The 18,585-nt window shown below is 67.2% G+C and carries 14 protein-coding genes and 1 tRNA gene; 6 read left to right on the plus strand and 9 right to left on the minus strand.

Translation table 11 applies throughout. The annotated features are described in order from the left end of the window. Window positions 1–30: 30 nt before the first annotated feature. A complete protein-coding gene (locus tag HNP02_RS06965) occupies window positions 31–1,410 on the minus strand; it encodes a M20/M25/M40 family metallo-hydrolase (protein ID WP_184436423.1) in 1,380 nt (459 codons plus the stop codon). Window positions 1,411–1,437: 27 nt separating this feature from the next. On the opposite strand from HNP02_RS06965, the gene HNP02_RS06970 reads away from it, so the two are divergent. After that, window positions 1,438–1,523: transfer RNA gene (locus HNP02_RS06970), tRNA-Leu, on the plus strand. Between the two features lie 5 nt (window positions 1,524–1,528). On the opposite strand, the gene HNP02_RS06975 is transcribed toward HNP02_RS06970, so the two are convergent. Genes HNP02_RS06975 through HNP02_RS06985 form a run of 3 tightly spaced genes read right to left on the minus strand, consistent with a single transcriptional unit; the run spans window position 1,529 to window position 8,010 of the window. Continuing rightward, entirely contained in the window at window positions 1,529–2,605 is a 1,077-nt protein-coding gene (locus tag HNP02_RS06975; RefSeq protein WP_184436425.1) for an alpha/beta hydrolase fold domain-containing protein, read from the minus strand. Between the two features lie 16 nt (window positions 2,606–2,621). After that, on the minus strand, window positions 2,622–6,572 hold the full coding sequence (locus HNP02_RS06980) for a bifunctional nitrate reductase/sulfite reductase flavoprotein subunit alpha (protein ID WP_184436427.1): 3,951 nt from the start codon (window positions 6,570–6,572) through the stop codon (window positions 2,622–2,624). 13 nt (window positions 6,573–6,585) lie between these two features. Beyond that, on the minus strand, window positions 6,586–8,010 hold the full coding sequence (locus HNP02_RS06985) for a NarK/NasA family nitrate transporter (protein WP_184436429.1): 1,425 nt from the start codon (window positions 8,008–8,010) through the stop codon (window positions 6,586–6,588). Between the two features lie 189 nt (window positions 8,011–8,199). On the opposite strand from HNP02_RS06985, the gene HNP02_RS06990 reads away from it, so the two are divergent. From HNP02_RS06990 to HNP02_RS07000, 3 genes are read left to right on the plus strand one after another with little or no spacing between them, the layout of a single operon-like run. Further along, a complete protein-coding gene (locus HNP02_RS06990) occupies window positions 8,200–8,553 on the plus strand; it encodes a molybdopterin oxidoreductase (protein ID WP_184436431.1) in 354 nt (117 codons plus the stop codon). Beyond that, window positions 8,553–11,015 carry a nitrite reductase large subunit NirB gene (gene nirB / locus HNP02_RS06995; protein ID WP_184436433.1) on the plus strand — a complete coding sequence of 821 codons (2,463 nt, stop codon included), beginning with the start codon at window positions 8,553–8,555 and terminating at the stop codon, window positions 11,013–11,015. The genes HNP02_RS06990 and nirB overlap by 1 nt, the downstream gene beginning before the upstream one ends. Further along, window positions 11,012–11,341: a Rieske 2Fe-2S domain-containing protein gene (locus HNP02_RS07000; RefSeq protein ID WP_184436441.1), complete on the plus strand. Its 330-nt coding sequence runs from the start codon at window positions 11,012–11,014 to the stop codon at window positions 11,339–11,341. The genes nirB and HNP02_RS07000 overlap by 4 nt, the downstream gene beginning before the upstream one ends. Here the strand turns inward: HNP02_RS07000 and HNP02_RS07005 are convergent. Genes HNP02_RS07005 through HNP02_RS07020 form a run of 4 tightly spaced genes read right to left on the minus strand, consistent with a single transcriptional unit; the run spans window position 11,322 to window position 14,771 of the window. Further along, window positions 11,322–11,714 (minus strand): universal stress protein, encoded by a 393-nt coding sequence (locus HNP02_RS07005; RefSeq protein ID WP_184436443.1) that lies wholly within the window; start codon window positions 11,712–11,714, stop codon window positions 11,322–11,324. The genes HNP02_RS07000 and HNP02_RS07005 overlap by 20 nt on opposite strands. Beyond that, window positions 11,711–13,249 (minus strand): tripartite tricarboxylate transporter permease, encoded by a 1,539-nt coding sequence (locus tag HNP02_RS07010; protein WP_184436445.1) that lies wholly within the window; start codon window positions 13,247–13,249, stop codon window positions 11,711–11,713. The genes HNP02_RS07005 and HNP02_RS07010 overlap by 4 nt, the downstream gene beginning before the upstream one ends. Then, window positions 13,249–13,773, minus strand: coding sequence for a tripartite tricarboxylate transporter TctB family protein (locus HNP02_RS07015; protein WP_184436447.1), 525 nt, complete (start codon window positions 13,771–13,773; stop codon window positions 13,249–13,251). Before HNP02_RS07015 ends, HNP02_RS07010 begins: the two co-directional genes overlap by 1 nt. Beyond that, entirely contained in the window at window positions 13,770–14,771 is a 1,002-nt protein-coding gene (locus HNP02_RS07020; RefSeq protein WP_184436606.1) for a tripartite tricarboxylate transporter substrate binding protein, read from the minus strand. The genes HNP02_RS07015 and HNP02_RS07020 overlap by 4 nt, the downstream gene beginning before the upstream one ends. 90 nt (window positions 14,772–14,861) lie before the next feature. Between HNP02_RS07020 and HNP02_RS07025 the strand changes: the two genes are divergently transcribed. Beyond that, window positions 14,862–16,517: an ATP-binding protein gene (locus HNP02_RS07025; RefSeq protein ID WP_221317208.1), complete on the plus strand. Its 1,656-nt coding sequence runs from the start codon at window positions 14,862–14,864 to the stop codon at window positions 16,515–16,517. Beyond that, window positions 16,510–17,178: a response regulator gene (locus tag HNP02_RS07030; RefSeq protein ID WP_184436449.1), complete on the plus strand. Its 669-nt coding sequence runs from the start codon at window positions 16,510–16,512 to the stop codon at window positions 17,176–17,178. The genes HNP02_RS07025 and HNP02_RS07030 overlap by 8 nt, the downstream gene beginning before the upstream one ends. On the opposite strand, the gene HNP02_RS07035 is transcribed toward HNP02_RS07030, so the two are convergent. After that, on the minus strand, window positions 17,175–18,455 hold the full coding sequence (locus tag HNP02_RS07035; protein WP_184436451.1) for a DUF222 domain-containing protein: 1,281 nt from the start codon (window positions 18,453–18,455) through the stop codon (window positions 17,175–17,177). The two genes, HNP02_RS07030 and HNP02_RS07035, sit on opposite strands and share 4 nt — an antisense overlap. Window positions 18,456–18,585 lie beyond the last annotated feature (130 nt).

Consider the following 18,585-nt stretch of genomic DNA (forward strand, 5'->3'; position numbering starts at 1 on the left):
GTGGATCCTCTCGTGATCTTCGTTTTCGGGTCAGCAGTGCAACAGGAAGTGTTCGAGCACCCGGGTGCCGAATTCGAGTGCCTCAACGGGTACCCGCTCGTCGACGCCGTGGAACAGCGCCGCGAAGTCCAACTCGGGCGGCAGCCGCAGCGGGCTGAAGCCGAAACAGCGAATACCCAGGCGCGCAAAGTGTTTCGCGTCGGTGCCACCGGACAGCATGTAGGGCACGATGCGTGCGTCGGGATCGGCGGTCAACAAGGCCGCGTTCATGGCGTCCACCAGATCCCCGTCGAAGGTGGTCTCGTAGGAGGGCAACTGAGTGATCCACTCCCTGCTGACGTTCGGGCCGATCAGCTCGTCGACCGTCGCCTCGAACGCCGCCTGACGTCCGGGCAGCACCCGGCAGTCCACCACCGCCTCGGCCGTGGCCGGGATGACGTTGGCCTTGTAGCCGGCCTTGAGCATCGTCGGGTTGGCCGAATCCCGGATCGTGGCGCCGACGATGCGGCCGATCGGTCCGAGCTTGGCGATCACGCCGTCCAGGTCGGCCGAATCCGGGTCGAATTCATACCCGGTTTCCTCGCCGACGGCGGTCAGGAATTGCGCGACGGGGTCGGTCATGACCAACGGGAACTCGTAATTGCCAAGGCGTGCCACCGCCTCCGCGAGCATCGTGACGGCGTTCTCGGCGTGCACGAACGAGCCGTGCCCGGCACGACCACGGGCGGTGAGACGCATCCAGCTCATGCCCTTTTCGGCGGTCTCGACGAGGTAGAGGCGCCGCTCGCCACCGTCGCGGCGCGGCACGGTCAGCGAGAACCCGCCCACCTCGCCGACGGCCTCGGTGACGCCGTCGAACAGGTCGGGGCGGTTGTCCACCAGCCACTGGCAGCCGTACTTGCCGCCGGCTTCCTCGTCGGCGACGAAGGCGAACACCAGATCGCGGGGCGGCACCAGGCCTTCGCGTTTGAGGTGCCGTGCCACCGCGACCATCATGCCGACCATGTCCTTCATGTCGACCGCGCCGCGGCCCCAGACGTAGCCGTCCTCCACCGCACCGGAAAAGGGATGCACGCTCCAGTCGGCAGCCTCGGCGGGCACCACGTCGAGGTGCCCGTGAATCATCAGCGCACCCCGTTCGGGTTCGGAGCCAGACAGCCTGGCGAAGACGTTTCCCCGGCCGGGAGCGCCCGATTCGACGTACTCGGTCTGGTAGCCGACCTCTTCGAGTCGCTCGGCCACCCAGCGGGCACATTCGGCCTCACCCTTGGTGGTCTCCAGTTCGCCCGTGTTGGTGGTGTCGAACCGGATCAACTGGCTGACGAACTCGACCACCTCGTCCACACCACTAGTCACAGTCACACTTAATACACTGCCGGAAACTGCTGGTTTGGGTCCGGGCCCCGGCATCCGATAACCTAAGCTGCCTTCGAACTGGTCCGAGTGGCGGAATGGCAGACGCGCTAGCTTGAGGTGCTAGTGCCCTATTAACGGGCGTGGGGGTTCAAGTCCCCCCTCGGACACAATTTCAACTCACGCGGCGGGCGAAATCCACCACGTCGCGCAGGGCCCTCTCGAACAGCTCGGGAATGGCCGCCGCGCCGAGCAACTCACACGCATGGCCCACCCCGCTGTAGGTGTGTCCGGTGGCTTCGACGCCGGCCCGCTGCAACACCCGCAGGTAGGCCAGCCCCTCGTCGCGCAGCGGGTCCAGTTCATCGGTGGTGATCACGTGCGGCGGCAGGCCCTCGAGATCGTTGACGTCGGCGTAGTAGGGCCATGCCAGCGGGTTGGTGGTGTGCTCCCCCGCCGGGTCGTATAGCGCAGCCATCAGGGTCAGCGCGGACGAGCTCAGGATGTAGCCGTCGTTCTCGATCAGCGACGGCAGCGCGGGATCCGGGGTGTCGTACCCGCCGAAGATGTAGGGCACCTGCGCGTACACGCCGTCGATCCGGTCCAGCCGGCCCTCGCGCTTGGCCTTCAGCGCCGTCGCCAGCGAGAGGTTGCCCCCGCCGGACTCGCCGGTGACGACGATCGATGCGAGCCCGAGCTCATCGCGCCCGGCGTGCATCCAGTCCAACGCGCTGGAGCAGTCGTTCAGGCCTGCAGGGAACGGGTGCGGGCCGAGTGCACCACCCGCATTGCGGAACTCCACGCCGACGACGACGCACCCCGCGGCGGCCAGCGCCCCGCGCCAGCTCGTCGCGATGGACGTCTGCAGGATCGCCATTCCGCCGCCATGCAGGTGCAGCAGCCCAGGCAATGGACCCGTGGCACCCACGGGTCGGTCGACGTACAGCGTGATGTCGTTGCCGTCGACGCCGGTGATGGTCTCCGTCCGGGTCTCGACGTCCTCGGGGGTCTTGACGTCGGCCAGCAGAACGCTGAACACGGTGTCGAAGCCCTGCTCGGTCGCCGCGGCGACGGCCAGCAGTTCCGGGAGCGGCGAATTCCTGTCGACGGGCAGTGTCACGGCTGCCCCGCCGAGCCCGAGCGGTGTGAACGCGGCGACCAGGCGCGGATCCGTCCTGGGATCCGATTGAAGTTCCAGCGTGGGATCGCCAAGGCGACCGGGCAGCGTGACGTTGACGGTAGGGGTGGCCATGCCGCGAAGCTACACCTCAGTACACGTCGCGCACATAGCGTTTCGTGGCGACCAGTTCACGCTTGTAGTCGTGGGCGGCCTCGTCGGACATCCCACCGTGGGTGCGGATGATCGCGGTGAGCGCGGCGTCCACGTCCTTGGCCATCCGGCTGGCGTCGCCGCACACGTAGAAGTGCGCGCCGTCCTCCAGCCAGCGCCACACGTCGGTGCCGTAGTCGCCGAGCTTGTGCTGCACGTACACCCGATCGGGCTGGTCCCTGGAGAACGCCAGATCGAGGCGGTTCAGCAGGCCGTCGCGGACCATGTCCTCGAGATCGTCTCGGTAGTAGAAGTTCTCGGCACGGTGCTGGTCACCGAAGAAGAGCCAGTTGCGGCCGGGGTGGCCAAGCGCCCTGCGCTCCTGCAGGAAGCCACGGAACGGGGCGATCCCTGTGCCAGGGCCGACCATGATCATCGGCGTCGCGCCGTCCTCGGGTGGCCGGAAGTGCGGCGACGGCTGCAGGAACACCTCGGCGTGCGACGCCCGGTCGGCAAGGAACGTCGACGACACTCCGCCCCTGTCGCCGCCGCGGACGCTGCGGTAGCGCAGCACCGACACCGTGAGTTGCACCTCGTGCGGGCTGACCAGCGGGCTGGACGATATCGAGTACGACCGCGGGGTGAGGCGCACCAGCGCTTCCTGCCATTCCTCTGCGCTCGCCGGCACCGCGAACTCCTCGACGACGTCCACCCCATTGCGCCCGACCAGCCAAGCATCGCGAGCCGCCTTCGGCGCCTTGAGGATCCGTCCTGCCGACTCGTCGGCGCACCGTTCGGCGATGAACGTCAACAGGTTTGGTGTGACCCGGCAGATGTCGTAGGACGACATCAGCGCGTCACGCAGCGCGACCTCGGCGCCGTCGACCGCAACGGGCTCGGTACCCGAGAGTCCGGTGGCAGCCAGCCAGGCGTCGACGACGGCGGGCGCGTTCGCCACGAACACGCCGAGCGCGTCGCCGACGTCATAGGTGACGTCGTGCTCGGAGACGTCGAAGCCGAACTGCCGCACCTCCTTGGCCGCGGTGCGCGGCGTCAGCAGGACGTTGCGGCACAACGGCGCCCGCAACGGGTTGGCCCGGGTGAAGGGCTTGGCCACGGTCGGCGCCGAACCGGCAGCTACCGTGTCCGCTCCATCGATGAGGTCGACGATCCGGTCCGCCCACTTCGTCAACGGTTCGTCTTCGTACGCCTCGCATTCGGTGCGGTCGACCAGTTTGGTCGCGCCGAGGTCGGCGAGCCTGCGGTCCAGCGACTTGGCATGCCCGCAGAACTCGTCGTAGGACCGGTCGCCGATGCCCAACACCGCGTAGCGCACGCCGTCCAGCGTTGGCGCATCCGGCGCGCCGAGCCGGTCCCAGAAGTCGGCACCATTGTCGGGTGGGCCGCCGTCGCCGAAGGTGCTGGTGACGATCACGACGTCGCGCCGCGCGGTGAGATCGTCGAGCGTTGCCTCGTCCATCGCCATCAGCCGGGATCCGTTGAGGCGGATCGCAACCTGGGACGCGAAGCCCTCGGCGTTACCGGTCTGCGAGGCCCACAGCACCAGCGGACCGTCACCAGGCGTCTCCTGGACGACCGCGCGTGAGTATCGCCCGGCGAGCAGTCCGTCCACCCACAGCCGGACCGACGTGCGCAGCGGCGCCGACGGCGGCAGCACCGGAACACCGGGCATGCCGCTCTCGAGTCCGGTGAAGAACCCTGCGAGATAGAGCTTCTCGTCGTCTTCGAGGGCGGGCGCGGAGTCCGGCAACTCGGATGCGACGGCCGTCAACCGGACCGCGCAGACCTTGAACTCGGGTTGCAGCGACACCGGATCGACGGCGTCACTGGTCAGTGCGTTGATGGTCAGGTCTTCGCCGTGCTCGTCGTTCCAGTGGAACGGCACGAAGCAGTTTCCGGGCCGCACCCGGTCGGTGACGACGGCGGGCAGCACCGCCCTGCCACGCCGTGAGGTCAGCTCGACGCGACCACCGTCGGTGACGCCGAACGTGGCTGCGTCATCGGGGTGGATCTCGACGAACGGCCCGTTGTCGAGCTTGTTCAGTTTGTCCACCCTGCCGGTCTTGGTCATGGTGTGCCATTGGTGCTGCAGCCGCCCCGTGTTCAGCACGACGGGGAAGTCGTCGTCGGGAAGCTCGCGGGCGTCCATGTGCGGGCGTGGGTGGAACACCGCCCGCCGCGACGGCGTGGGAAACGCCAGCCGCGGCCGACGGCCAGCCGCGTCGACGTAGGCGGTCTGGCTGACGCCGTCGTTGATGTAACGGATCGGGTTGCGGTCGGGCGCGCCACCCGGCGCCACCGGCCACTGAAGGGGCGTTTCGCGGAGCCGATCGTAGCTGGCGCCGCGCAGGTCGTAACCCGTTCGGAGATTGGAGAACTGGCGGATCTCGTCGAAGATCTCCTCGCTGGACTTGAAGGCGAAGTCGGCGCCGAAGCCCATGTGCTCGGCGACCTGGCAGATCAGTTCCCAGTCCGGCCTGGCCTGGCCGACCGGCGGTATCGACTGCGCCAGCAGCGTCAAGTTGCGCTCGGAGTTGACCATCACGGCGTCCGCCTCCGCCCACAGGGTGGCAGGCAGCACGATGTCGGCGTAGCGGTTGGTCGCGGTGTCCTGGTACGCGTCCTGGGTGATGACCAGCTGCGCCGTCTCGAGACCCTCGATCACCGTGCTGCGGTTGGCCACCGTGGCAACGGGATTGGTGCAGATGATCCAGCACGCCTTGATGTCCCCCGTGCCGAGCCGGCCGAACATCTCGATGGTCCCGGGTCCCACGTCGGTGCGGATCGTGCCGTCGGGCAGGCCCCACTGCTCCTCGACGAATGATCGGTCCTCGGCGGACGTGACGGCACGCTGTCCGGGCAGACCCGGTCCCATGTACCCCATTTCGCGTCCGCCCATGGCGTTGGGTTGCCCCGTCAGCGACATCGGTCCGCTGCCCGTCCGGCAGATCGCCCCGGTGGCCAGGTGCAGGTTGCAGATCGCGTTGGTGTTCCACGTGCCGTGTGTGCTCTGGTTCAGGCCCATGGTCCAGCACGACATCCATTCCCCCGCTTCGGCGATCATCGTCGCCGCGGTGCGGATGTCGGCCTCGGCCAGACCGGTGATCGCCGCGACGACGTCCGGCGGGTAGTCGGCAAGGAAGGCGGGCATCGCGTCCCAGCCCTCGGTGTGCTCGGCGATGAAGCCTGCGTCGATGTCACCGCCCTCGACGAGTAGGTGCAGGATCCCGTTGAGCAGCGCCAGATCGGTACCTGGTTTGATCGGGAGGTACAAGTCGGCCTTGTCGGCGGTGGTGGTGCGGCGGGGATCGACCACGATCAGCTTGGCCCCCGCCTTGAGCCGGTCGGCCATGCGCAGGAACAGGATCGGGTGACAGTCGGCCATGTTGGAGCCGATCACGAAGAACAGGTCGGCGTGGTCGAAGTCGGTGTAGGAGCCCGGTGGGCCGTCGGCGCCGAGCGACTGCTTGTAACCCGTTCCTGCGCTTGCCATGCACAGCCGCGAATTGGACTCGATGTGCATGGTACGGATGAAGCCCTTGGCCAGCTTGTTGGCCAGATACTGCGACTCGATCGACATCTGACCCGACACGTAGAGCGCGACGGCATCGGGGCCGTGCTCGTCGAGGATGGCCCGCAGGCGGCGGCCCGCATCGGCCACCGCGTCGTCGACGTCGACGGGGGCAAGCGCCCCATCGCGCGAGGGTCGCACCAGCGCAGTCACCAGCCTGCCCTCGTCGGCCCGCATCAGCTCGGCGTGCGTGGCGCCCTTTGTGCACAACCGTCCGAAGTTGCTGGAGTGCAACCGGTCTCCCGACACGCGGGCGATCACCGGCAGACCGGTAACGGGGTCGGCACGGGTCTCGACCGAGATCCCGCAGCCGACCCCGCAGTACGAACATGCAGTCCGAGTCGTCTGGGTCGTCACCTGATGCCCTCTGTCAGCCGGCCCCGACGGGTTCGGGCGTCCTGCCCACGTGCTCACCCGTGACCGCGCGCACCGACTGCATGCGCAGGAAGACGACCCAGGTCACGATCGCGCAGATCACGTAGAAGGCGAGGAACACCCAGAAGGCACTGGTCGCCGACTTCGCCGCCCCGGTGTACGACATCCGCAGCGCGACGTTGATGAACACCCCGCCCAGCGCACCCACCGCACCGGCGAACCCGATCAGCGCGCCGGACATCCGACGCGACCACGCCGCCTTGTCGGCCGCACTCAAGCCGTCCTTGTCCTGCGCCTTGGCCTCGAAGATCGACGGGATCATCTTGTATGTCGAGCCGTTGCCGATCCCGGATAGCACGAACAACACGATGAATCCGACGACGTAGCCAGTCATTTGGCCGCCGGTGGGCGCACCCTTCATGGCGTCGTCCAGCATTCCACTGACCACCAGGATCCCCGCGGCGAAGATCATCGCGACGAAGGTGTACAGCGTGATCTTGCCGCCACCGACGCGGTCGGCGAGCTTGCCGCCGAACGGCCGGGAGATGGAGCCAAGCAGCGGTCCGAGGAAGGAGATCTGCGCGGCGTGCAGCGCAGCCTGGGCCGCGTTGTCGCCACCGGCAAGGAAGTTGATCTGCAGCACCTGGCCGAACGCGAACGAGAACCCGATGAACGATCCGAACGTGCCGATGTAGAGGAAGCTCATCACCCAGGAGTGCTTGTAGCGCAACGCTTCCGCGAGCGCACCAAGGTTGGACGTTTGGTTGCGAAGGTTGTCCATGAACAGCGCGGCGCCGACCGCGGCCAGCGCGATCAGCACCAGGTAGACCGCGCACACCAGTTCAGGGGCGGTGTTTCCGACCGTCGCGATCACCAGCAGCCCGATGAGCTGGATGACCGGCACGCCGATGTTCCCGCCGCCTGCGTTCAGTCCGAGTGCCCAGCCCTTCAGTCGCTGCGGGTAGAAGGCGTTGATGTTGGTCATCGACGAAGCGAAGTTGCCTCCGCCAAGGCCGGCGAACGCCGCCACTACCATGAAGGTCGTGTAGGAGGTGCCAGGCGTCAGCATCGCCCACAGCGTCAGGGCCGTCGGGATCAGCAGCAGCAGCGCGCTGACGATGGTCCAGTTGCGCCCGCCGAACTTGGCGGGTGCCACCGTGTACGGAATGCGCATGAAGGCACCGATCAGGGTCGGCACCGCGACGAGGTAGAACTTGCCAGCCGCATCGATGCCGTAGACGTTCTGCGGCATGAACAGCACCATCACCGACCAGATCGACCAGATCGAGAATCCGACGTGCTCGGCGACGATCGACCAGATCAGGTTGCGCTTGGCGACCTTCGCGCCGCCCGAATCCCACGCGGCAACGTCTTCGGCGTCCCAGTGCTCAATATTGCGGTCGCGCGCCAGTATCGACATTGTGGCCCTTCCAGCAGAAATGCGGTCTGCACAAGGTTTACGGGCCGTGGGTGTTGGATCCGTTGCGCCTCGGTAGCCGTTGTGTCAACACCCGCTCACACACAGCTCGGGGGCCCGGGTGCGCAACGGTATTCACGCCCGCCTCACGCAGGAAACGTCCCGGAAACACGAGCCGCCTAGTCATGGAGCATGAGCGACGGCAGCACTCCACGATTCCTGCAAGGCGCCTTCGAGTTCGAAGGTAACGGCCTCGACAAGCCGGCGCTGCTCGACGAATCACTGAGTTACGTCGTGCCCGCCGGTTCGGTGACCCAGCCCGTGTACTTCCGCGGCGGCAACTCGACCGACGAGATGGTTAGCGTGGTGTTGTTCAAGAACGGCAAGCCGATGCGCTACTTCCCGATCGCCGCCAAGGGGGCGACCCACGTGGCACTGCGCGTGGTGGAGGACCTGCTGGGTGACACGGTGCTGGAACTGTTCATCGCCGCGCCGAGCGGTTGCGCGGGCACGGTCGTGGTCGACCTCGGCCTGGTGGAGATCTGATGCCCCGGCTGGTGGTCGTCGGCAACGGCATGGCAGGCATCCGCGCGATCGAGGAAGTGCTTGGCCGCGGCGGTGCCGACATGTTCGACATCACGGTGTTCGGTGACGAGCCGTACGGCAACTACAACCGCATCCTGTTGTCGAATGTGCTTGCCGGGAGCGATGATCCGGCCGAGATCTACCTGAATGCGCTGGACTGGTACGCCGACAACCGCATTGACCTCAGGTCCGGGGTCCGGGTGGTGCGGATCGACGCGTTCGCCCGCTTCGTACACGCCGACGACGGCACCAGCATGCGGTACGACAAGCTGATCCTGGCCACCGGAAGCCGGTCGTTCTTCCCTCCGATGACCGGGCTGTGGGCCGACGACAAGACCCTCGCCGACGGTGTCTTCGGCTTCCGCACCCTCGACGACACCGCGTCCATGATCGCCGAGGCGGCCACCCGCAGGAAGGCGGTCGTCATCGGTGGTGGACTGCTCGGCCTGGAGGCGGCGCGCGGACTGCAGAACCGGGGCCTGACGGTCGACGTGGTGCACGCGGGCCCGACGCTGATGAACGCCCAACTCGACGACCTGGCAGGCGCGATCCTGCGGCGATCGGTGGAGGGCCTCGGCATCGGCGTCCACACCGGCAAGCGCACCACCGAGGTCATGACATCCGACGGCCGGCTCAGCGGTATTGCGTTCTCCGACGGGGAACACCTCGATTGCGACATGCTGGTGATCGCGGCGGGCATCCGACCCAACGTCGGTCTGGCACAACGGGCGGGCCTGACCGTCGAGCGCGCCATCGTCACCGACGATCACATGCGCTCCGTCGACGATGACGACATCTACGTCGTCGGCGAGTGTGCGCAGCACCGCGGCCAGGTGTACGGCCTCGTCGCACCGCTGTGGGAGCAGGCCAAAGTGCTCGCCGATCACCTCACAGGCACCGACCCGAGCTCGGCGTACCACGGCTCGCGGGTCGCCACGAAGCTCAAGGTGGCGGGCGTCGACGTCGCCTCGATGGGGATCAAGGCACCCGAACTCGACGACGACGAGTTCGTCCAGTACTCCGAGCCCCGGCACGGCGTCTACAAGACGATCGTGATCCGCGACGGCAAGCTCGTCGGCGCCACGTTGGTCGGCGACGTGAGCAAGGTGTCGTTCCTGACCCAGGCCTTCGACAGCGGACTGCCGCTGCCCGAGGAGCGGGTCTCGCTGATGTTCGACATCGGCACGCCGGACGTCGCGGTGGGCGTCGCCGAGTTGGCCGACGACGCGCAGGTCTGCAACTGCAACGGAGTGGACAAGGCGGCATTGGTCGGCTGCGTGCGTTCTGGCACCACGTCGGTCGCCGGGGTGATGGCAAAGACCAAGGCGGGCAAGGGCTGCGGGTCATGCAAGGAGCTGGTCGGCCAGATCGTCGAATGGGCCGCGGGCGGTGCCGTCACCGAGGATCGGTCCGCGTCCTGGTACGTGCCTGGGGTGCCCTACGACAAGCCGACGCTGATGCGCCACATCCGGGAGCTCGCACTGCATTCGGTCTCGTCGGTGTTCGCCGCGCTGGCGCCCGACGGCGCCGAGGATGCCAACTCCAAGATGGCGCTCGCGTCGCTGCTAGAGACCATGTGGGCCGACGAGTTCGTCGACGAACGCGACGCCAGGTACATCAACGACCGCGTGCACGCCAACATCCAGCGCGACGGCACCTTCTCGGTGGTGCCCCAGATGAAGGGTGGCGTCACCTCGTCCTGGCAGTTGCGCCGGATCGCCGACGTAGCGGACAAGTACGCCATCCCGATGATCAAGCTGACCGGCGGACAGCGCATCGACCTGCTCGGCGTGCGCAAGGAGGACCTCCCCGCGGTGTGGGGCGACCTCGGCATGCCGTCGGGCTATGCCTACGGCAAGAGCTTCCGCACCGTGAAAACCTGTGTGGGCAGCGACTTCTGCCGCTACGGCGTTGGCGACTCGACTGCCCTTGGCATCGCCATCGAAGAGCGCTATCAGGGCCTGGCCAGCCCGGCGAAGATGAAGCTCGCGGTCACCGGGTGCCCCCGCAACTGCGCCGAGGCGCTGTGCAAGGACCTCGGTGTGGTCGCGGTCGACGGCGGGCGCTGGGAGATCTACGTCGGTGGCGCGGCAGGGGCGCACATCCGCAAGGGTGATCTGCTGGCCACCGTCGACAGCGCCGACGAGGTGATGACGCTGACCGGACGGTTCCTGCAGTACTACCGCGAGGACGCCAACTGGCTCGAACGCACCTACAAGTGGGTGCCCCGCCTCGGCATCGAGAAGATCCGGGCAGTCGTGCTCGACGACGCCGAGGGTATCGCCGATCGACTCGACGCGAACATGGCCAAGTCGGTTGCCGCCTACCGCGATCCGTGGCTGGACGGCAGGGAACCCGTCACCGAGGGGCAGTTCCGGACGTCGCTACCGCTGCTGCCGCTCCCCCGGGTGCCAGTGCGATGAGCGAGGTCGACGTCGGCCGGCTCGACGAGATCCCTCGTGGCGAGGGCAGGACGTATGCCGTCGGCGGTGAGCAGGTCGCGGTGTTCCGGCTGCGGGACGGCTCCCTGCGGGCCATCGATGCGGTGTGCCCGCACCGCGGCGGTCCGCTGGCCGACGGGCTCATCGACGAGCACGTGGTGGTCTGCCCGTTGCACGGCCACGCGTTCGACACCAGCACGGGGTGCGAGGTCGGCGGCGACATGTTGGTGCGCAGCTACCCGGTGTCGGCGGTCGAAGGCGCGATCCGGTTGGACCTGACCGACGACGTCAGTCCTCGTCGGGTTTGACCGCCAGCACCGGCTTGGGGCACTCCAGTAGCAATTGCTGAGAAGTACTGCCCAGCAGGAGCTTTCCGACCGGACTGCGGTGTTTGATCCCGATCACCAGCAACTCGGCCTCGGGGCGGTCCATCGCGGACAGCAGCTCCGCGGCGGCGTCGACGCCGACCGGCTGCGCGAACTCGAAGGGCACCCCGGATGCGGTGAGTGTTGCCTGGACGTCACGTACCTGGGCAGGCTGCGCGAAGTCGGGGTCGGAGTAGGACTCGCCCGACGTGGAGTTGATCACCACCAGATGGGTGTCGCGCAGCCTGGCCTCCGCGATGCCGTGATCCAGCGCCGCCTGGCCGAACCTGTCCGTGGTGTACCCGACGACGATCACGCTTGGGCCTTCTCTCTCTGGTCCTTGTCATCCTCGACGATGAGCAGCGTCTCCTCGTCGCGGTGCATCAACTTGAGCACCAGCGGCGCGATCAGCAGCACTGCCATGAGCACATAGGTGACGATCGCGACGGGCTCGGTGAACAGGCTGCCCCAGTCGCCTGCACCGAGTTGCAGGCTCTGCCGCAGCTGCCGTTCGATCCGCGGCCCGAGGATGACGCCGATGATCAACGGCAGCACCGGAAGTCCGAACCGGCGCATCATCAGGCCGAGCAGACCGAACACCAACAGCAGCGCAAGGTCGAGCGGCTGGACGTTCACCGCGAACGCCCCAAGGGTGGCGAAGAACAGGATGCCTGCGTACAGGTACGGCCGCGGGGTGCGCAACAGCTTGGCCCACAGCGGGGCCAGCGGCAGGTTGAGCACCAGCAGCAGGAAGTTGCCGATGAACAGGCTCGCGATCAGCGTCCAGATCAGCAGCGGTTCCTTGTCGAACAATGTTGGGCCTGGCTGGATTCCGTAGGACACGAACGCGGTGAGCATCACCGCGGCCGTCGCGTTGGTGGGCAATCCCAGCGACAGCATCGGCACCAGTGTTCCCGCCGCAGAAGCGTTGTTGGCGGCCTCCGGCCCTGCCACGCCCTCGATGGCGCCCTTGCCGAACTCCTCGGGGTGCTTGGAGAGCTTCTTCTCGGTGATATAGCTCAGGAACGTGGGCAGTTCGGCGCCACCTGCGGGCAGCGCGCCGAACGGGAACCCGTACGCGGTACCCCGCAACCAGGGCTTCCACGATCGCTTCCAGTCGTCCTTGCCCATCCACGGTCGCCCGACGGGGATGACCTGCGCCGGGCGCCGCCGCAGATGCGCAGCCACCCAAAGCGCCTCGCCAAGAGCGAAGATCGCTACGGCGATCACCACGATGTCGATGCCGTCGGACAGCTGCGGGATGCCGAACGTGGCGCGCGGCTGGCCGGTCAGGAAGTCGATGCCCACGATGCCGATCGCGAGTCCGAGCACCAGCGAGATGGCACCGCGCAACTTCGACGAGCCAAGCACGGCCGTGACCGCCACCAGCGCGAACAACATGATCGCCAGATAGGACGGGGCGCCGAGCGTGACGGCGAAGCGTGACACCGCGGGGGCGAACAGCACCAGCAGCGCCGTACCGATGGTGCCCGCGACGAAGGAGCCGATGGCCGCGGTGGCCAGCGCCTGGGCGGCTCGGCCGGCCTTGGCCATCTTGTTGCCCTCGATCGCGGTGATCACCGACGACGACTCCCCCGGCGTGTTCAACAGGATCGACGTCGTCGACCCGCCGTACATACCGCCGTAGAAGATGCCTGCGAACATGATGAACGCCGCGCTGGGGCTGACGTTGTAGGTGATCGGCAGCAGTAGCGCCACCGTCATGGCAGGTCCGATGCCGGGCAGCACGCCCACCGCGGTACCCAGCAGCACGCCGATCACGGCGTACAGCAGGTTCATCGGGGTGGCGGCCTGCTCGAACCCCTGGATCAGCCAGTCGATGTTCTCCATCAAAGAATCCCGTCCAAGATGCCTGCGGGCAGCGGGATTCCGAGCCCTGAGTAGAACGCGTAGAAGCTGGCGAGGGAAAGCGCCAGCCCGATCACGAAGTTGCGGACGTAGTGCTTGCTGCCGAGAATCGTTGCGGCGCCGCCGAAGAAGATCGTGCCCATGACCACCCAACCCAACGGGTTCACCAGCAGAATCATCGCGACGAACAGCCCAACCAGCATGCCGACGGTGCGCCAGTCTCCAGGAGACTCCGGATCGATGTCCTCGCCGGCGTCAGCCTCACCAACGGATCCGCGCGGGATGGCGATCGCGAGGACTACGCCCAACAGCACTGCGGCGATGCCGACGACCATCGGGAAGAGTCTCGGCCCAACGGGATCCACCTTGGCGAAACCGGTTTCCAGGGTGAGTGCGTTGTAGATCAAGAATGCGCCGACCGCAACGAGCACGGCGACCACCAGGTACTGCGCCTTGTCGACCCTCTTGGCGACCTCGTTCTCCTGAGGCTCCTTCGTGGTGGTCATACCAACCCCAGTTCGGTCAGGGTCGAGCTGACCCGGTTGTCCTGATCCTTCAGAAACTGTTCGAACGGTGCACCGGTCATGAACGCGTCGGTCCAGCCGTTCTTCACCAGCGCGTCCTTCCATTGCTGCGTGTCATGCAACTCCTCAAGTACCTTCACCATCGCCTGCTTGGCCTCATCGGAAATCTCTGGTGGCGCAAGGACTCCGCGCCAGTTGGCAAACGTGACATCGATACCGGACTCCTTCAGGGTGGGCGCGTCGATGCCCTCGACCCGCTCGGCACTGGACACGGCGAGCACTCGGAGTTGACCGGCTTCGATCTGGTCGATGAGTTCACCAGGACTCGACGTGCCTGCCGTGATCTTCTTGCCAAGGAGTGCGGTGAGCAGGTCGCCACCGCCGTCGTAGGTGACGAAGTTGACCGACTTCGGGTCGACGCCGACCGCTTTGGCCAGTTCCATCGGGAACAAGTGGTCGGGCCCGCCGGGCGACGAACCGCCGCCGATCGTCACCTTGCTCGGATCCGCTTTCCACGCCGCAACGAAGTCCTGAATCGTCTTGAACGGCGAATCGGCGGGCACGAATACGGCGCCGGGGTCCTCGATCAACTTGGCCAGCGCCGTCGCGTCGGACGCCTTGATGTGCGACCCGTTGGTGTAGGTGGCGCCGACGACGCCGAGCCCCATCGTCATCATGAGGTCGCCGTTGCCCTTTTCGTTCATCAGTCGGGCCATCGCGACAGTGCCACCGGCGCCGAGCACGTTGAACACCTCGACACGGCCGGTGATCTTCTGGTCCTGCATGATCTTCACCGCCGTGCGCGCGGTCAGGTCATAGCCGCCACCGGGACTGTTGGGCACCATCATCCGCAGCCGGTGCAGACCGGACGGATCTTCGCCGCGCGTCACGCCGCAGGCGGTCAGGGTGGTGACGGCCAACAGGACCGCCGCCAGTACCGCCCCCGCCGTCGTCGCCCAACGTGGAAGTCTCGACACCATCGTCTCCATTCGCCACTGTGTGATGCTCATCGATACTGTTCCCATAGGTGACTCAGGTCACTCTTTCGGACGCAAAGGAAGTTCTGGTCGTTGAGTACACGGAGCCGAACGCCGAGGCGCACCAGGTTCTCCACCCCGCGGATCGCCGCCCGCAGCCTGGCGGGCCAGTTCCTGGTCTTCCAGCTGCTGGTGGTGTTCGTGGTGCTGGGTGCGGTCGCCGCGGTCTCCGTGGCGCAGTCCAATCAGGAGTTTCGCGAGGTTCGCGGCCAGCGGATGATCGCGGTCGCCGAGAACCTCTCCTCGACGCCGATCGTCCGCGAACGCTACGCAGATCCGTTCGCCGCTTTGGTGCTGGCGCCCGACGTGGACCGGGCAGTCGCGCTGTCAGGTGCAGGCCTGGTCGAGATCCTCGCCCCCGACGGCCGGGTCCGGGTGTCGTCGGATCCGTCCCGCGCCGGCGACCGGACCGACTTCGGTCGCAGCCAGGTGGTGAAGGGCCGAGCCTGGTCGGGGGATCTCGACGTGGACGGCGCGCACTCACTGGTCGGCCAGGTGCCGATCCTGGCCATCGACGGCGCGGTGCTCGCCGTCGTCTCGGTCAGCGAGCCGTATCCGTCGACGTGGCAACTGCTCAGCGGCGCAGGCGAACGCCTGCTGGTGTATCTCGGGCTCGGCGCCGCGCTCGGCGTGCTGGCGTCGTGGCTGTTGTCCCGGCGCATCAAACGGCACACCAGGGGCCTTGAGGTCGCGGAGATCGCCGGGCTGGCCGATCACCGGGAAGCGTTGCTGCACAGCATCCGTGAGGGCGTGGTGGCGGTGAACACCGACGGTGTCATCACGCTGCTCAACGACAGCGCGCAGGATCTGCTCGACGTGACCGGTGACGCCGTCGGGCGTCGGGTCGACTCGGTGGGGCTGGACCCCGCCGTCGAAGAGTTCCTGGCATCCGGAGAGGACAGTCGTGACGTGGTGATCGTCACCCGCACAAGGGTTCTCGCGTTGAACCGCCGGGCCGCCAGTACCGGTGGAGAGCGCATCGGTACTGTCACCACGATGCGGGACAGTACCGAACTGGCCTCGATGCAGGGGCAGCTGTCGTCGCACAAGAGTGTCACCGACACCTTGCGCGCGCAGACGCATGAGTTCGCCAACCAGCTGCACACCATCTCGGGTCTGGTCCAACTCGGCGAGTACGACTCGGTGCGCGATCTGGTCGGAACGCTGACCCGCCGCCGCGCCGAGATCAGCGATGCGGTGACCCGACACGTCGCCGACCCGGCGGTCGCCGCGCTGCTGATCGCGAAGACCTCCCTTGCCGCCGAAAGCGGCGTCGCACTGGTGCTCGACGAGCGTAGCCACCTCGCGGCCCTTGACCCCGCACTGGCCACCGACGTGATCACGGTGCTCGGCAACCTCATCGACAACGCGGTCGACGTGTCGGAGGGGACCGATCGCAGGGTCGTCGTCGTCGCGGTCGACGACGCCGGCGCGCTGACCATCTCGGTCGCCGACTCGGGTCCTGGCGTGCCAGAACACCTGCGCGAGACGATCTTCGCCCGTGGTGTCACGTCCAAGCTCGACGTCCCCGGCGGCCGGGGAATCGGACTGGCCCTGGTCCGGCTGGTCAGCGCGCAGCTGGGCGGGGCGGTCGAGGTATTGGATGGACCGGAGGGCGGCGCCGTCTTCGAGGTGCGGCTGCCCTTGTCCCGCTCCGTCCCGAGCACGGGGGGTTCGAGCGATGCGTGACGTGCTCGTGGTCGACGACGACTTCATGGTCGCGGAGATCCACCGCCGGTTCGTCGAGCGAATCGACGGGTTCCGCGCCGCCGGCGTCGCCCGCACCGGCAGCGAAGCTCTGGAGCAGGCTGCCGGATCGAGCCCCGACCTGATCTTGCTCGACGTGTACCTGCCCGACATGACTGGCCTGGAAGTGTTGCAGCGCTTGCGTTCCCGCGGCGACCGCGTCGGGGTCATCATGATCACCGCCGCTCGGGAACTCGATACCGTCTCCGGCGCCCTCGACGGCGGTGCGGCCGACTACCTGATAAAGCCGTTCGAGTTCGACCAGTTCAAGGCGAAGCTCGAGGCGTTCGCCGCGCGTGACGACGCACTGCGATCTGCCTCCGGCGTCGACCAGTCCCTTATCGATTCGCTGTTCGGCGGCGCCATACCCGCGCGCGGCGGCGAAGCGCTGCCCAAGGGCCTTGGCGCCGAGACGGGCGAACTGGTGCTCGACGCGGTCCGCTCCGCCGGCGAGGTCTCCGCCGCCGAATGTGCGGAGCTGGTGGGGATCTCGCGGGTCAGTGCCCGCCGCTATCTCGAGCATTACCTGAGCACCGGTGCCCTTCAACTCCGTCTGCAGTACGGCGCAGGCCGGCCCGAGCGGCGCTACCGCGTCAACGCTTAGGCGGCGTGTTTGGCGATGAGGATGCCCATGTTGACTTCGATCGAACTGATGTCGATGCGTCGGGCCCCGGGTAGTGGCGGCGCCTTGGAGTGATAGTGAGCACCGGTAGGCGTGGTGAATTCCGCGTGATGGCAACCGGTTTCATCCTGGCCGGTGGTGACTTGCCAGCCGGGTGCTTCCTTGGCGTAATTGCACGCCTCGCACACCCCCAACCCATTCACCCCGCTGGTGGCCCCACTACGATGGTGGGCGCTGGCGTGGTCGTGATGGCGGATCGGGGCATCGCAGTACGGGGTGCGACACGTGTCGTCACGCAGGTCGATGAACCGCGACAGGCCCTTCGGAAACAACCGGGCCCGCGATTCCATCGCCACCAACGCCCCACTGCGGGGATGCTTGTACAGTCGGCGCAGCGTGGCCCGCGACCGCCGATCGCCCACCGAGGCCGCGATCAAGCGTCGCCCGACCGCGGCGGGCACCGGCCCGAACCCCGCGACCCGGGCCGGTTCACTATCACCGGCGAACAGGCTCTCATCGGTGATCACCAGATTCACCGCCACCGGCACCGGCACCTCCGCAGCCCGCCCGGTCACCCGCTCCACCAAGGTGTCGGCCATCACCTGGCCCTTCCCGCGCCCGTCACCGCAGGTGTCGCCGGCCCGGTGCAAGGCCGCGTAGACCGCCACCCCTTGGGTCATCGGCAGCAGGGCGGTCACATGGGCCATGGCGTCCGGCGCCGGGCGAATCGTGACGGTGCGTTCGGACTCGGCCCGCACCGCCCGGTCCACGACGGCGTGCGGATCCAACCGGTAGGCGATCTTCTTGGCATCGGCCGTGATCCGGGCATCACCCAGTCCGTCCAACTCGGTGAGGTCTGAGCAGAGTTCGGCGTCCAACGTGCGGCGGTCCTCGACGTCCAGGCAGGCCGACTCCCGCACGATCAGCGTGGCCCGCCACTCCGAGAGCGCCCCGGCCTCCAGAGCGGCCAGAGTGTGCGGCATCTCGTGCACCAATGCTCTGGCGAACCCCAGATGCCGGCCGCCGCGGTTCGGGGAATCCCGCCGCGCCAACGCCACCTCCGAGCCCAACCCACGCCCACGCTTGGCGGCAGGTACTCCTTTCGCGGCCTCCGCCGAACGCCGGGCCACATCCAGAGCGGCGGTGACCCGCGCCTGCGCCGCCGCCGCGGCCGACTTCAGCCACTCCAGCTCCGCGATACGCTCCACCAGGGCAGACTCATCCGCGTCTGGGTCGACGATCACCAACTCTTCGAACACATGTTCGAGTGTACACCGATCTCCTGACCGGCCTGTTGTCATCTCGCAGGACATCGGTGACAGTTCTGTATCAGGACACCGGTAACAGTTTGGGCGGTCTTGGTGGTGACACTTCTGCCATCAAGCTCCG

The organism is Mycobacterium sp. AZCC_0083 (genome assembly GCF_014202335.1).
In the GTDB taxonomy this organism is placed as follows: domain Bacteria; phylum Actinomycetota; class Actinomycetes; order Mycobacteriales; family Mycobacteriaceae; genus Mycobacterium.

Bases quoted from the DNA above. Each gene is read 5' to 3' on its own strand.
- HNP02_RS06965 (WP_184436423.1), bottom strand. From the start codon at position 1,410: ATGCCGGGGCCCGGACCCAAACCAGCAGTTTCCGGCAGTGTATTAAGT.
- HNP02_RS06975 (WP_184436425.1), bottom strand. From the start codon at position 2,605: ATGGCCACCCCTACCGTCAACGTCACGCTGCCCGGTCGCCTTGGCGAT.
- HNP02_RS06985 (WP_184436429.1), bottom strand. From the start codon at position 8,010: ATGTCGATACTGGCGCGCGACCGCAATATTGAGCACTGGGACGCCGAA.
- HNP02_RS06990 (WP_184436431.1), top strand. From the start codon at position 8,200: ATGAGCGACGGCAGCACTCCACGATTCCTGCAAGGCGCCTTCGAGTTC.
- nirB (WP_184436433.1), top strand. From the start codon at position 8,553: ATGCCCCGGCTGGTGGTCGTCGGCAACGGCATGGCAGGCATCCGCGCG.
- HNP02_RS07000 (WP_184436441.1), top strand. From the start codon at position 11,012: ATGAGCGAGGTCGACGTCGGCCGGCTCGACGAGATCCCTCGTGGCGAG.
- HNP02_RS07010 (WP_184436445.1), bottom strand. From the start codon at position 13,249: ATGGAGAACATCGACTGGCTGATCCAGGGGTTCGAGCAGGCCGCCACC.
- HNP02_RS07015 (WP_184436447.1), bottom strand. From the start codon at position 13,773: ATGACCACCACGAAGGAGCCTCAGGAGAACGAGGTCGCCAAGAGGGTC.
- HNP02_RS07020 (WP_184436606.1), bottom strand. From the start codon at position 14,771: ATGGTGTCGAGACTTCCACGTTGGGCGACGACGGCGGGGGCGGTACTG.
- HNP02_RS07030 (WP_184436449.1), top strand. From the start codon at position 16,510: ATGCGTGACGTGCTCGTGGTCGACGACGACTTCATGGTCGCGGAGATC.